Origin of the sequence: Streptomyces sp. TS71-3 (assembly GCF_018327685.1) — a bacterium.
Classification (GTDB): Bacteria; Actinomycetota; Actinomycetes; order Streptomycetales; family Streptomycetaceae; genus Streptomyces.
Genome location: NZ_BNEL01000003.1, coordinates 1,403,278 through 1,417,427, shown reverse-complemented (window position 1 = coordinate 1,417,427; position 14,150 = coordinate 1,403,278). Strand labels below are relative to the sequence as shown.

Below are 14,150 nucleotides of genomic sequence, written 5' to 3'. Positions count from 1 at the left end.
GAACTTCCGCGGTGAAAGGGCCCGGTGCGGGCACGGCAGGACTGCCTGGTCCTGCAAAATTCCAAGCGATCTTGCTCGATCGGGTGCACCGCCAGGCATCCTGACCAGCGCCCCAACGCGCCTGACGCCCCATCAAGACGAGCGTCAAACGAGCGTCAAGATACCTCTTAGAGCGTCATTTCAGCGTCAAGATATCGCCCGTAACGCACATAGAGCACATCATACGCACCCACTGAAACCGCAGGTCAGCGACCCTTTCCGACGGGCTCCAGAATCGCCACGCACTCCACATGATGCGTCATCGGAAAGAGGTCGAACGCGCGGAGCGTCCGCACCCGGTAGGGCGTGTCCGCCTCACGGAAGTACGCCAGGTCGCGGGCGAGGGCGGCCGGGTCGCAGGCGATGTAGGCGATGCGGCGGGCGCCGAGGGTGGTGAGGTGGGTGACGGTGGCGCGGCCGGCGCCGGTCCGGGGCGGGTCGAGGAGGATCAGGTCGGCCTCGGTGATGCCCGTGCGCGGTAGCGTCTGCTCGACCTTGCCCTGCTCGATGCGTACCCGGGGGAACTCCCTGAGGTTGTGGCGGGCGTCCTCCACCGCCCTCTTCGAGGACTCGATGCCGAGCACCGCGCCCTTCTCGCCCACCCGGTCGGCGAGCGCGCCGGCGAAGAGGCCCACGCCGCAGTACAGGTCGAGGGCCGTCTCGCCCTTGCGCGGCAGCAGCCCCTGCATGGCGGCCTCCACCAGCACGTCGGGCGCCTTCGGATGGACCTGCCAGAAGCCCCCCGCGCCGACGCGCCACGTGCGGCCGTCGGCACGCTCGCGCACGAAGGGGCGGCCGTGGACACGGTGCACGGCGCCGTCATGCTCGTCGACGCGGAGCACGGAGACCGGACGGTCGAGTTCGACGAGCGGCAACCGCCCGCCGGGCCGGGGGGTGAGCACGACCTGCCGGTCGCCGGATCCGGAGGCCGCGATCGCCTCCACGGTCTCCATGTCCGGCCATTCACGCGCCTCGATGCCCAGCTCGGTGACGCCCTCGGCGGCGATCAGGCAGCGGTCGATGGGCTCGACCTCGTGCGAACGGTGCCGGCGCAGGCCCGCGCGGCCGCTCTCGTCGACGGCGTACTGGACGCGGGTGCGCCATGCGGGCACCTCGCCCGCCGGAACCTTGTCGCCGGGCGCCGGCGCCACCGTGCCGTCCCAGCCGGCCTCCTCAGGGCTGAGGCCGGCCAGCCGCCGGAGCTGCTCGGCGATCACGTCGGCCTTGAGGCGACGCTGGGCCCCGGGCTTGGCATGCTGCCAGTCGCAGCCGCCGCAGTGGCCGGGGCGCGCATAGGGGCAGGGGGCCTCGATGCGGTCCTTGGACGGGTCCAGCACCTCGACGGCGTCGGCACGCAGGAAGCGCGAGTCCGGGCCACCCTCCGTGACACGGACCACGGCCCGTTCGCCGGGCAGGGCGTGCCGGACGAAGAGCACCTGGCCACCCGGGGTCCGGGCCACACAGTGCCCCCCGTGCGCCACGGGGCCGATCTCGACCTCGTACTCCTCCCCCACCAGCGAGGTCTGCGGTTCTGCCTGCATGGTGGGACGGCTCCAAGCACTAGGGGGATCACGGGCAACGGCCGTTCAGTCTACGGCCCCCACGACGCCACCCCGCCCGGACCGGGCACCCGAGATCGAGGGCGCCGAGGGCCGCGTCCCCGGTCAGCGACCGCGCGAGCGCCCCGGACCGGGCGAAGCCCGCCCAAAGGGGGCGCGGGGAACTGCGCGACCAGCCCCCCACCCACAACCAGCCGGAGAACACACCGCAAGACCCCGAACCATCCCGACCGGGCAAAGCCCGCCCCAAAGGTGCGCGGGGAACTGCGCGACCAGCCCCCCACCCACAACCAGCCAAGACTCAGACCGCAAGAGGCTGAACCCCAAGGACCGGGCGAAGCCGCAAGGAGGAAACCGCGGCTCCCCGCGCCCCCACCGGGGCGCTCAGCGCCGCTCCCCCGCCTCCTCCCGCGCCTGCCTCTCCACCGGTCGAACGGGGCCGACAGGCCCCCTCCGCACGGTGCCGGGCGCGTGCCACTCCTGGCGCCTGCGAGCCCGCTTCCTCGCCACCTCCGAGGACTCGAGCTGGTACGGCACGGACGTCACCATGATCCCGGGAGAGAACAGCAGCCTGCCCTTGAGCCGCAGGGCGCTCTGGTTGTGCAGCAGGTGCTCGTACCAGTGGCCCACCACGTACTCGGGAATGATCACGCTGACCGCCTCCCGGGGCGAGTCGCGCCGCAGGCCCTTGACGTAGTCGATGATCGGCCGGGTGATCTCGCGGTAGGGCGAGTCGAGCACCTTCAGCGGTACGTCCAGGCCGCGCCTGTCCCACTCGGCCCTCAGCGCCTTGGTCTCCTCCGGGTCGACGTTGACGGTCAGCGCCTCCAGCGTGTCGCTGCGCAGCAGCTTCGCGTAGGCGAGCGCGCGCAGCGTGGGCCGGTGGATCTTGGAGACGAGGACGATGGAGTGGACCCGGGAGGGCCGCATGGTGTCCTCGGACGGCTCCTCGGGGGCGGCGATCTCCTCCGACACATGGTCGTAGTGGCGCCGGATCGCCGTCATCGTCACGTAGAAGATGACCATGCCGAGCACCGCGACCCAGGCTCCGTGGGTGAACTTGGTGACCAGGACGACGACCAGGACCAGACCGGTGAGGCAGGCGCCGAAGGTGTTGATCGCCCGCGAGCGCTTCATCCGGCCGCGCCTGGCCGGGTCCGTCTCGGTGCGCAAATGGCGGTTCCAGTGCCGCACCATACCCGTCTGGCTCAGCGTGAAGGAGACGAAGACGCCCACGATGTAGAGCTGGATCAGCCGGGTCGAGTCGGCGCCGTAGATCACGGTCAGCAGGGTGGCCGCGCCCGCGAGCACCACGATGCCGTTCGAGAACGCGAGCCGGTCGCCGCGGGTGTGCAGCTGGCGGGGCAGGAAGCGGTCCTGCGCCAGGATGGAGCCGAGCAGCGGGAAGCCGTTGTACGCGGTGTTGGCGGCGAGGAAGAGCACCAGCGCGGTGGCCGCGGCGAGCACCACGAAGAGGAAGCTGCCGTCGCCGAAGACGGCCGCGGCGACCTGCGAGATCACCGGGTGCTGCTCGTAGTCCCCACCGAGCGGGACGCCGTGGTTCAGCAGGTTGTGCGCCGGGTCGTCGGCCATGTGCACGTTGGTGGTCGCGGCCAGCGCGATGATGCCGCAGAACATGGTGACGGCGAGCAGCCCCATCATCGCGAGGGTGGTCGCGGCGTTCCGGCTCTTGGGCTTGCGGAAGGCCGGCACGCCGTTGCTGATGGCCTCCACGCCGGTCAGCGCGGCACAGCCGGAGGAGAACGCCCGCAGCAGCAGGAAGACGAGGGCGAAGCCCGCGAGGCCGTGGTGCTCGGCCACGATGTCGTAGCCGGCTGTCGGCGCGCGCATCGTGTCGCCGCGCACCAGCCCCCGGAAGGCACCCCAGATGATCATCACGAAGACGCCGGTGACGAACACGTAGGTGGGGATCGCGAAGAGCTTGCCCGACTCCCTCACCCCGCGGAGGTTCATCAGGGTCAGCAGCACGATCACGGCCACCGCGCAGAGCACCTTGTGCTCGACGATGAAGGGGACGGCGGAGCCGAGGTTCTCGATGCCGGAGGAGATCGACACGGCGACGGTGAGCACGTAGTCGACCAGCAGCGCGCTGGCGACGGTCAGGCCCGCCTTGGCGCCGAGGTTGGTGGTGGCGACCTCGTAGTCGCCGCCGCCGCTCGGGTAGGCGTGCACGTTCTGGCGGTAGGAGGCCACGACCGTGAACATCAGGACCACGACCGCCACCGCGATCCACGGGCTGAAGTGGTACGCCGACATACCCGCGATGGACAGGACGAGCAGCACCTCACCGGGGGCGTACGCCACTGAGGACAGCGGGTCGGACGCGAAGACGGGGAGGGCGATGCGCTTCGGGAGGAGTGTCTCCCCCAGCCTGTCGCTGCGCAGTGCGCGCCCGATGAGAATCCGCTTGGGCACGTCGGTCAGTTTGGACACGCAGAGGATCGTATGCGTTCGAACGGGCGCCCGGACACCCCTACCCCCCTCTCCACGGGAGCACCATTCGCGCGTGCGCGCCGCGGGAAAACCCGGGCGCGCGCCGGTCGCGAACCGGACGGTAGGCATCCGTCCGCGGACGTCCGGTTTGCGGCCGGCGCGGGGCGGTACGGGGACCTGTGCGCGTATCCGGCCGCCAGGCGAGTCCTGGACCCCTGGTACCTCGATGGGCGGTGGGCGGTGGGCGGTGGGCGGTGGGCGGTGGGCGGTGGGGGCAGGATCATGCGGGGAGACCGGCGGACGGACGGCTGGCAGACGGGTGACGGTGAGACGGGTGACGGAGGCGTCGCGTGGAAGGGTGAACGTATGCGTCTGCTGCTGACCGCCGACACCCATGTGCCGCGACGTGCCCGGGAGCTGCCCGCCGCGCTGCTCGCGGAGGCGGAGCGCGCCGACGTCGTGCTGCACGCGGGCGACTGGGTGGACGCCAGCACGCTCGATCTGCTGGAGAGCACGTCACGGCGGGTGATCGGGGTCTACGGAAACAACGACGGGCCTGCGCTGCGGGCCCGGCTGCCCGAGGTGGCGCGTGCGGAACTGGGCGGTCTGCGGTTCGGGGTCGTGCACGAGACCGGAGGCGCGGTGGGGCGCGAGCGGCGGTGCGCCGAGCGCTTCCCCGACCTGGACGTACTGGTCTTCGGGCACAGCCACATCCCCTGGGACAGCACCGCGCCGGGCGGGCTCAGACTGCTCAACCCCGGCTCGCCGACCGACCGCCGCCGGCAGCCCTACTGCACGTACATGATCGTTGAGGTGGACGCGGGTGCCGTCCGCACGGCGCGGCTGCACCGGCTGCCGCGGCGCCGCTGAGGAAGGCGTGGCGACGCCAGGATGACGACAAGTGGTGCCGGGGTCATAAGCTCGTCTCCCGGCAACGCCGTACGCGGTTGCCCCGTTGCGGCCTGGCAGACTTCCCAGGGAACTGTGAGCAGGCCGTTTTCGCAGGTCAGCCGGACAAGAAAGACTGCGGGGTAGAGGCAGGTGCACATCGTGATCATGGGCTGCGGCAGAGTGGGTTCCGCTCTCGCCCAGACCCTGGAGCAACAGGGGCACACGGTCGCCGTGGTCGACCAGGACCCCACGGCGTTCCGCCGGCTGGGCTCCGGGTTCAGCGGCCGCCGTGTCACAGGGGTCGGCTACGACCAGGACACCCTGCGTGAGGCGGGCATCGAGGAGGCGGGCGCCTTCGCGGCGGTGTCCTCCGGGGACAACTCCAACATCATCGCCGCCCGGGTGGCCCGTGAGATGTTCGGCATCGAGAACGTCGCGGCCCGGATCTACGACCCGCGGCGCGCGGAGGTCTACCAGCGGCTCGGCATCCCCACGGTCGCCACGGTCCGCTGGACCGCCGACCAGATGCTGCGCCGCCTGCTGCCGTCGGGCGCCGAGCCGCTCTGGCGGGACCCGACGGGCGGGGTGCAGCTCGCCGAGGTGCACGCCTCCCCCGCCTGGGTCGGGCACCGGATCAGCCAGCTCCAGGAGGAGACGGGGGTGCGGGTGGCCTTCCTCACCCGGCTCGGCGAGGCCGTCCTGCCGACCTCGCAGACCGTGCTGCAGGAAGGCGATCTGGTGCATGTGATGATGCGCACGGAGGACGTCTCCAAGGTGGAAGCGGCCTTCGCCGAGGGCCCCGAGGGAGGCGGTCACTGATGAGGGTCGCCATTGCGGGAGCAGGCGCGGTGGGCCGCTCCATCGCCGGGGAGCTGCTGGAGAACGGGCACGAGGTGCTCCTGATCGACAAGGCGCCGACGGCGATCTCCGTCGAGCGGGTGCCCCAGGCGGAGTGGCTGCTCGCCGACGCCTGCGAGATCACCTCGCTGGACGAGGCCGCACTCCAGCGCTGCAACGTCGTCATCGCCGCGACCGGCGACGACAAGGTCAACCTGGTCGTCTCGCTGCTCGCCAAGACGGAGTACGGCGTGCCGCGGGTGGTCGCGCGCGTCAACAATCCCAAGAACGAGTGGCTCTTCAACGAGGCCTGGGGCGTGGACGTCGCGGTGTCGACGCCGCGGCTGATGTCGGCGCTGGTGGAGGAGGCGGTGAGCGTCGGCGACCTGGTCCGGCTGCTGCGCTTCAGCCACGGCGACGCCAACCTGGTCGAGCTGACCCTGCCGCCCGAGTCGGCGCTCGCGGGCACCCAGGTCGGCGAGGTGCAGTGGCCGGAGGACACCTCTCTGGTCACGATCATCCGCGGCAACCGCGTACTCGTCCCGGCCCAGGACGACGCGCTGGAGCCGGGCGACGAGCTGCTCTTCGTGGCGGCGCAGGCACGCGAGGAGCAGCTGGAGGAGCTGTTGTCCGTCCGCCGGGCGGACCAGCCGACCGCCGACTGAGCCCCCGCGCCCCCTTCGGGCGGCGCTCAGCCCTTCGGGGCTTCGCCCCATGCCGCTCCGAGGGAGCTTGACCTTTCGGGCCGGACCATCCGCCGGCGGGCCTTACTCGCGCAGTTCCCCGCGCCCTGTCGGGGCACCAGGGTGTCCCCACGCCCCACGGCACCCGCCCAGGGGCGCGGGGAACTCCGCGAACAGCCACAGCGAAACCCGCGCCATCGCGCCAGAGAGAAACCACCCCGAAAAGGGGCGCGGGGAACTGCGCGACAAGCCCCCACCAGCGGCCAGCCGGACACGAAACCCTTCTGGGCAACCCCTACCCCGATAGGGGCGCGGGGAACTGCGCGAGAAGCCCCCACCGCCGGTGGTCGAAGAAGCGACCGGAAGGGGCTGGCCCCACCGGCCCGCCGCAGGCGCATCCCGACTGGACCGAACCGAACCGAACCGGACCGAACCGGATCCGCAACGACACGGCTGATCGCGGCGCCCACGCGCCGCAGACGCAGACGGCCTACCGGCCACGCCGGTGACGACCCGGCCGGTCACCACCGGGCCCGCCGGAACCGTCGGACCCCCCGGGGTCACCCGGTCCACTCGCCGCCCCGACCCCGTCGAACCCTTCCGAGGCCCGCGAGCGGGCCTCGGCCTGCTCCTCCGCCTCCATCTCGGCGAAGACGTCGATCGGCGCCGGCGCTTTGACGAGGAACACCCAGGTCAGCCAGACCGCCAGCAGGAACGGCGGGATCTTCAGGGCCACCAGGATCCAGCCGAGCTGGGTGGTGTCGGCCCACCAGTAGAGCGGGAAGAGGATCGCGCTCTTGGCGAGCAGGATCAGGCCCCAGGCCCAGCTGGCCTTGGTGTAGGCGCGCTTGCGGCCGGGGTTCCTGGTCCGCCAGGACAGGTTCTCCTTGAAGACCGGGCCGAGGACCAGGCCGATCAACGGCACGCCGACCAGCGCCGTGACGATGTAGGCGACGGCGAGGCCCAGCGTGTAGAGCATCCCGGGCAGGTAGAAGTCCTTGGCGTTGCCGGTCATCATCGCGAAGACCACGCCGAACGCCACGCCGAAGACACCGCTGAAGGCGTGCTTGATCGTGGTGCGGCGCACCAGGCGGACGACGACCAGCACCAGCGAGACGGCGAGCGCCGCGACGGCCGAGAGCTTCATGTTCTTGTCGATCGTGAAGATCGCCACGAACAGCAGCCCGGGCAGGACGGTCTCCACCATGCCCAGCAGGCCGCCGAACGCCTCGAAGAGGGCGGCCTCGGTGACGGCCCTGGCCTCACCGGAGCCGGTGGCCTCGGTGGCGCCGGCTGACCGGGGGCCCTGCTGCGGATCCCCGGGGCCGTCCCCCGGGGATCCGTGGTCGGTCGGCTTGTCGAGGGACGTCACCGGCTACTCCCGTCCGAGCGGTCTGAGTTCGTACTTCGGGTTGAACAGCACCCGGCGGCCCCGGCTCATGGACACGCGACCCGATGCGATCAGCTTGCGGCCCGGTTCGATTCCCACGATGGAGCGCCTGCCGAGCCAGACGACGTCGAGGGCGGCGGAGCCGTCGAAGAGCTCCGCCTCCAGGGCCGGGACGCCGGCCCTGGGCCGCAGGGTGACCGTGCGCAAGGTACCAGTGACGGTGACGATCTGGCGGTCGCGGCTGTCACCGATACGGGTGCATCCCGTGGTCGCGGCGTCCTCGCGCAGCTCCTCCGACTCCAGGTCCTCCTGGGACGCGGAGATGTCGGCAAGCCGCCCGAGCATCCGCCACAGCCGGCCCGCCCGCTTCCCGGACTGGGGATCACCACTCATGGGAGAAGCGTACCCGGGGTCCCCGTGCCTCCACTCCCCATCCGGAGCCGCCGCCCCCGCTCCGCCACGGCGCCGGGCCGGGCTCTCCGAGGCCCCGCACGGCCGCATGCGGGCTACCGCTCGAAGCGGTAGCCCATCCCCGGTTCCGTGATGAAGTGCCGGGGGTGGGAGGGGTTCTCCTCCAGCTTGCGGCGGAGCTGGGCCATGTACACCCGCAGGTAGTTCGTCTCGGTCTCGTACGAGGGCCCCCAGACCTCCTTGAGCAGCTGCTTCTGCCCGACCAGCCGGCCCGCGTTCTTGACCAGGACCTCCAGCAGGTGCCATTCCGTGGGCGTGAGGCGTACGTCACGGCCGTCCCGGTGGACCTTCTTCGCGCCCAGGTCGACGGTGAACCCCTTCGCCTCCACGACGACGCCCGACTCGCCGCCGGGCGGCTCGGCACGGCGGACGGCTGCGCGGAGCCTGGCGAGCAGCTCGTCCATGCCGAACGGCTTGGTGACGTAGTCGTCGGCGCCGGCGTCCAGCGCCTGGACCTTCTCGTCGGAGCTGTGCCGGGCGGAGAGCACCAGCACCGGAGCCCGCGTCCAGTGCCGCAGGTCCTTGATCACGTCCACGCCGTCCATGTCGGGCAGGCCCAGGTCCAGCACGATCACATCGGGGTGCCGGTCGGCGGCGAGCCGAAGCGCCGTGGCGCCGTCGCCGGCCGAGTCGACCTCGTAGGCGCGCGCCTTCAGGTTGAGCTCAAGCGCGCGCACGATCTGCGGTTCGTCGTCGACCACGAGCACGCGGACCATCGTCACCTGCCAGTTCTTTCGGTCTGTGGTTGTGAGTGCCCGGCCCGCTCTCCCGCGGGCCGGTCCCAGTGTGGCGGGTTTCCGGTCAGGGTTGCGCCCCTGTCCGCACCTCCGGGCCGTGCGCCGGGACTGGTTCCGCTGCGGTGCGGCGCAGGGTGAGCACCATCGTGAGGCCCCCGCCGGGGGTGTCCTCGGCCTCGAGCGTGCCGCCCATCGCCTCGGTGAAGCCCCGGGCGACGGCGAGCCCGAGCCCGACGCCGGCTTCGCGGGGCGCGTCCCCGTACCGCTGGAAGGGCGCGAAGATGCGTTCCTTGGCGTCGTCGGGCACGCCGGGGCCCCGGTCGACGACACGCAGCTGGACGCGGTCGCCGAGCGCGCTGGCGGCGACGAGGACGCGGTGTCCGGCGGGGCTGTACTTGACGGCGTTCTCGACGACGTTGGCCACGGCGCGCTCCAGCAGCCCGGGGTCGACCGGCACCATCGGCAGGCTCTCGGGAACGTCCAGCCGCACGCTGCCCTCGGGGACGCCGCCGAGGGCCATCGGGACCACCTCGTCGAGGTCCGCCTCGCGGATCAGCGGGGTGACGGTGCCGGTCTGCAGGCGGGACATGTCGAGGAGGTTGCCCACCAGGTGGTCGAGCCGGTCGGCGCCGGACTCGATGCCGGCGAGCAGCTCCGCCCGGTCCGCGTCCGACCAGTGCACGTCCGGGGAGCGCAGGGAGGTGACGGCGGCCTTGATCGCGGCGAGCGGGGTGCGCAGGTCGTGGCTGACGGCGGCGAGCAGGGCGGTGCGGATGCGGTTGCCCTCGGCGAGGGTGCGGGCCTGCGCGGCCTCGGTCATCAGGCGCTGGCGGTCCAGCACGACGGCGGCCTGGGCGGCGAAGGCGGCGAGCACGCGGCGGTCCTCGGCGGGCAGTACCCGGCCGCGCAGCGCGAGCGCCATGTGGTCGCCGACGGGCATGTCCGCGTCGGCGTCCTCGGGGCGGCGCAGGTCCGCCGGGCCCACGCTGCCCGCGCAGGTCCACTGGGTGCGGCCGTCCGCGCGTTCCAGGAGCGCCACGGAGTCCATGGCGAACGTCTCGCGTACCCGTTCCAGGAGGGCGGTCAGGGGTGCCTCGCCGCGCAGCACGTTCCCGGCCAGGGACGACAGCACCTGCGACTCGGCGCGCAGCCTGGCCGCCTGCTGGGCCCTGCGGGCGGCCAGGTCCACGACGGACGCCACGGCGACGGCGACGGCCACGAAGACCAGGATGGCCAGCATGTTCTTCGGGTCGGCGATGCTCACGCGGTGCGTCGGGTAGGTGAAGAACCAGTTCAGCACCAGGGAGCCGACGGCCGCCGACGCCAGTGCGGGCAGCAGCCCGCCGAGCAGGGCGGCGGCGACGGTGCAGGCGAGGAAGAGCAGCACGTCGTTGGCGAGCCCGAGGTCGCCGCCGGTGCGTGCGAGCAGCAGGGCGAGCAGCGCGGGGCCCGCCACTCCGGCGGCCCAGCCGGCGGCGGTCCGGCCGCGGCCGAGCGGCGCGCCGCGTGCGACGGGCAGGCCGCGGCCCTTGGCGACCTCGTCGTGGGTCACGATGTGCACGTCGAGGTCGGAGCCGCTGTCGCGGGCGACCGTGGCGCCCACGCCGGGCCCGAGGACGTACTGCCAGGCCTTGCGGCGGGACGAGCCGAGGACGATCTGGGTGGCGTTGTGTCCGCGGGCGAAGGCGAGGAGGGCTTCGGGCACGTCCTCGCCGATCACATGATGGAACGTGCCCCCCAGCTCCTCCACCAGCGCCCGCTGCACCACCAGCTCCTTCGGCGAAGCAGCCGTCAACCCGTCACTGTGCGAGACGTGCACCGCCAGGACCTCCCCACCGGCCCCCTTCTCCGCCAGCCGCACCGCACGCCGGATCAACGTCCGCCCCTCGGGACCACCCGTCAGACCCACCACGATCCGCTCACGCGCCCCCCACGTCGAACGGATGCCATGCTCCCCGCGATACCGCTGGAGACACTCATCCACCCGATCCGCCACCCACAACAACGCCAACTCACGCAACGCCGTCAGATTCCCCGGCCGAAAATAATGCGACAACGCCGCATCCACACGATCAGGCCGGTAGATGTTGCCGTGCGCCATACGCCGCCGCAGCGCCTGCGGATCCATATCCACCAACTCGATCTGATCCGCCCGCCGCACCACCTCATCAGGCACCGTCTCCAACTGACGCACCCCCGTGATCGACTCCACCACATCACCCAGCGACTCCAGATGCTGGATATTCACCGTGGAGATCACATCCACCCCCGCCCCCAGCAACACCTCCACGTCCTGCCACCGCTTGGCACGAGCAGAGCCCGGCACATTGCCGTGCGCCAACTCATCCACCAACACCACGGCCGGATCCCGCGCCAGCACCGCATCCACATCCAACTCCGCGAACGAGCAGTCCCGGTAGGCCACCTCCCGACGCGGCACCGCCTCCAGGCCCTGCACCATCACCTCGGTACGCGGCCGCCCATGGTGCTCCACCACCCCCACCACCACATCCGTGCCACGCTCCAGCCGACGGTGCGCCTCCGCCAACATCGCGTACGTCTTCCCCACACCCGGCGCCGCACCGAGATAGATCCGAAGCCTGCCGCGTCCCATGGCCCCATTCTCCGCGGGCCGCGCGCATGGTCCGCGCCGAGGTCCGGGTCCGGGCGCCGACGCCGCGGGCCGGGCGCCGAGTGCGGTCTCGGCGCCCGGCCCGGGCGATCGTTGGCGGAAGGCGCTGTGTCAGCTGGGGTTGTCCCCGTGGGTCAGGGTCTCCCAGGCGACGAAGAGGTTGTTGGTGCCCGCGGGGCGGTTCTGGACCGTGAGCTTCTGGGTGTTGTCCATCGCGTTGCCGAGGCGGTTGTGCATCGCGTTGTAGCCGACCTCGGTCACCGGGCCGAGGCCCCGCTTGACGGTTCCGCCGCACAGCCAGCTCGGCGGCGCCGAGCCCAGCTCGTACTTCGACTGGAACCCGAGGGCGTAGCGGATGCGGGTGCCGACGTCCCCGGTGTAGAGGTCGCGGCCCTGGATGCGGCTGGTCTCGGCGACGTGCGAGATCGAGGAGATGCCGTAGCCGGTGTGCGTGAAGTCGCGGCAGGTCTCCTGGGTGACGCCGTTCTCGAAGTGGCTGAGGCCCTGCCAGTAGCCGATGATCTCGTCCCGGGTGTCCAGGCCGCTGCCGGGCGCCGTCTTGGGCAGGTCGCCGTCGGTGTCCAGGTAGATGTAGGCGGGCACCCGGCCCATGAACTTGGTCATGGCCTTGTCGTACGACGCCTGGTCGTCGAGGAAGACGGAGATGCCGGTGGCGGCCTCCATCATCGTCAGCTCCCAGTTGCCGTTGGAGTTGGAGCCACCGATGATCTTGGGCAGGTAGACGTTGCGGAGCATGGTCGCGAAGCGGCTCTCGTTCGCCCAGCCGCCGTCGTAGGTGGACTTGATGATCTCGGCGGCCTTGGCCCAGGAGGAGCCCGCCCAGCCGGTCTGGAGCGGGGCGTTGCTGTTGGTGTGGTCCTTGATGGTGCCGGACCAGGCGTCCATCAGCTCGATGGACTTCTTCGCGTAGGCGGCGTCGCGGGTGATGTACCAGACGAGCGAGTCGGTGTACGCCGCGATGGCGTCCTCGCGCTCATCGGTGCAGCCGAGGTTCGGATCCGAGTAGGGGCCGCACTCGACGGTGGCGCGGGGCTTGGCCTGGCGGGACAGGCTGGCGTAGTTGCTGGCCTTCATCTGGTCGTAGGCGCCCTTCCAGGGCTGCGCGCCGGCGTTCACCTTCTGACGGGTGAAGTCCAGCTGCGCCTGGGAGACGACCACTCCCGGGTGGACGAAGGCGGCCTGCGCGGCGTCGGCGCGGTTCGCGGCGGGCCAGGCGAGGAACGTGGCCACGAGAGCGGTCGCCACACCGGTGGCGGCGAGGAACATCCGGCGGCGTGGTCTGCGGTGCCCGGTGGCGGTGGGGGAGGCGGGAGTGTCTGGCATGGTGGGGGGCCATCCGTTCTCGTATGTGAACGATACGTCGCGTTCTGAACACTCACGGTTGACGGGTGACCATAGGTACAGACCAGCCCCCCGTCAAGAGGTGAAGAAAGCGCGCCAGCTCAACCCTGGTTCATGGTTGTGAACATGACCGGTTCGACGTGGCCGCCCCGGGCCGTCGGCTCCGCCGCCGGATGTGCGGGGCGTGGGCGCCTGCCGCGCCGAGAACGCGACCGGGCCGCGCCCCCCCATGGGAGCGCGGCCCGGTCCGAGACCTGGTCATGGCGCCGAAGGCCCCCGCGAGCGGGACCGCCGGCGCCTGTCGGCGTCTGCTCAGCGCACCTCGGTGATCTCGGGTCCGCGAGCGAGCTGCCCCATTCCCCCGGAGAACCGGGATCCGGCCTGCTCCTCCTGCTGAACCCCTTCGGGCACCATCTGCGCGTCGTCCGGCAGCTTGAGCACGATGGGGTCGCGGGGCGCCATCGGGCCCTCGCCGCGCACCACGACGGTGTCGCGGAAGATCTGCTCCAGCAGGCCGGCCGCCTGCGGCTGGACCGCGCCCTGCCCGGAGATCACCCCGCGCAGGAACCAGCGGGGCCCGTCCACACCGACGAACCGGACGACCTGGAAGCCGCCCTTGCCGTCCGGGAGCTGCACCGGGACCTGGGCGCGCAGCTCCCAGCCCAGCGGCCCCTCGACCTCGTCGATGACGCCGCCCTGCTGGGTGATCCCGGTGGCGATCTCCTCGCGGACGTCCGTCCAGATGCCCTCGCGCTTCGGCGCGGCGAACGCCTGGAGCTGGATGGCGCTGTCCTTCAGGACGACGGTGGCGGCGACGATCGACTCCCCGGCGACCTCGACGCGCAGCTCCATGCCGTCGACCCCGGGGATGAACATGCCTCCCAGGTCGACGCGGCCCTCGCCGGCGTTGCCGACCTCGGTGCTGTCCCACGGGCCGTCGGGGCGGGGCTCCGGCTCCAGCCGGACACGCTCCCGCTCGGTGTCCTCGGCTGCATCGCCTTCCGCGATGTCGTCGACCTGCTCGGCCTCGCTGGCCTCGTCCGCCGTGTCCACGGCGGCGTCGGCGGGGTCATTCTTCTTGCGACGTCCGAACAC

At 71.6% G+C, this 14,150-nt stretch carries 11 protein-coding genes; 3 read left to right on the top strand and 8 right to left on the bottom strand.

Annotation, left to right across the window (positions count from 1 at the left end; translation table 11 throughout):
• Positions 1-245: 245 nt before the first annotated feature.
• Together Sm713_RS30290 and Sm713_RS30285 are read right to left on the bottom strand one after the other, a co-directional pair.
• Positions 246-1,580, bottom strand: a complete 1,335-nt coding sequence (locus Sm713_RS30290) for a class I SAM-dependent RNA methyltransferase (RefSeq protein ID WP_212913165.1) — start codon at positions 1,578-1,580, stop codon at positions 246-248.
• 402 nt (positions 1,581-1,982) lie between these two features.
• Entirely contained in the window at positions 1,983-4,052 is a 2,070-nt protein-coding gene (locus Sm713_RS30285) for an APC family permease (RefSeq protein ID WP_212913164.1), read from the bottom strand.
• Between the two features lie 366 nt (positions 4,053-4,418).
• Here Sm713_RS30285 and Sm713_RS30280 point away from each other — a divergent pair, with 366 nt between their 5' ends.
• From Sm713_RS30280 to Sm713_RS30270, 3 genes are all read left to right on the top strand, one after another.
• Complete coding sequence (locus tag Sm713_RS30280) at positions 4,419-4,922, top strand: metallophosphoesterase (protein WP_212913163.1); 504 nt, start codon at positions 4,419-4,421, stop codon at positions 4,920-4,922.
• A gap of 171 nt (positions 4,923-5,093) precedes the next feature.
• Positions 5,094-5,762: a TrkA family potassium uptake protein gene (locus Sm713_RS30275; protein WP_212913162.1), complete on the top strand. Its 669-nt coding sequence runs from the start codon at positions 5,094-5,096 to the stop codon at positions 5,760-5,762.
• Positions 5,762-6,445, top strand: coding sequence for a TrkA family potassium uptake protein (locus Sm713_RS30270; RefSeq protein ID WP_212913161.1), 684 nt, complete (start codon positions 5,762-5,764; stop codon positions 6,443-6,445). Before Sm713_RS30275 ends, Sm713_RS30270 begins: the two co-directional genes overlap by 1 nt.
• 508 nt (positions 6,446-6,953) lie before the next feature.
• Here Sm713_RS30270 and Sm713_RS30265 read toward each other — a convergent pair.
• From Sm713_RS30265 to Sm713_RS30240, 6 genes are all read right to left on the bottom strand, one after another.
• Positions 6,954-7,835, bottom strand: coding sequence for a DUF3159 domain-containing protein (locus Sm713_RS30265; protein WP_212913160.1), 882 nt, complete (start codon positions 7,833-7,835; stop codon positions 6,954-6,956).
• Between the two features lie 3 nt (positions 7,836-7,838).
• Entirely contained in the window at positions 7,839-8,246 is a 408-nt protein-coding gene (locus Sm713_RS30260) for an OB-fold nucleic acid binding domain-containing protein (protein ID WP_212913159.1), read from the bottom strand.
• A gap of 113 nt (positions 8,247-8,359) precedes the next feature.
• The gene (locus Sm713_RS30255) at positions 8,360-9,040 is read right to left on the bottom strand and encodes a response regulator (RefSeq protein WP_212914952.1); all 681 of its coding nucleotides are present in this window, start codon (positions 9,038-9,040) and stop codon (positions 8,360-8,362) included.
• A gap of 85 nt (positions 9,041-9,125) precedes the next feature.
• Positions 9,126-11,675 (bottom strand): ATP-binding protein, encoded by a 2,550-nt coding sequence (locus Sm713_RS30250; RefSeq protein WP_212913158.1) that lies wholly within the window; start codon positions 11,673-11,675, stop codon positions 9,126-9,128.
• Positions 11,676-11,804: 129 nt separating this feature from the next.
• Entirely contained in the window at positions 11,805-13,037 is a 1,233-nt protein-coding gene (locus tag Sm713_RS30245; RefSeq protein ID WP_374196092.1) for an alginate lyase family protein, read from the bottom strand.
• A 330-nt stretch (positions 13,038-13,367) separates the two neighbouring features.
• A complete protein-coding gene (locus Sm713_RS30240) occupies positions 13,368-14,150 on the bottom strand; it encodes a DUF3710 domain-containing protein (protein ID WP_212913157.1) in 783 nt (260 codons plus the stop codon).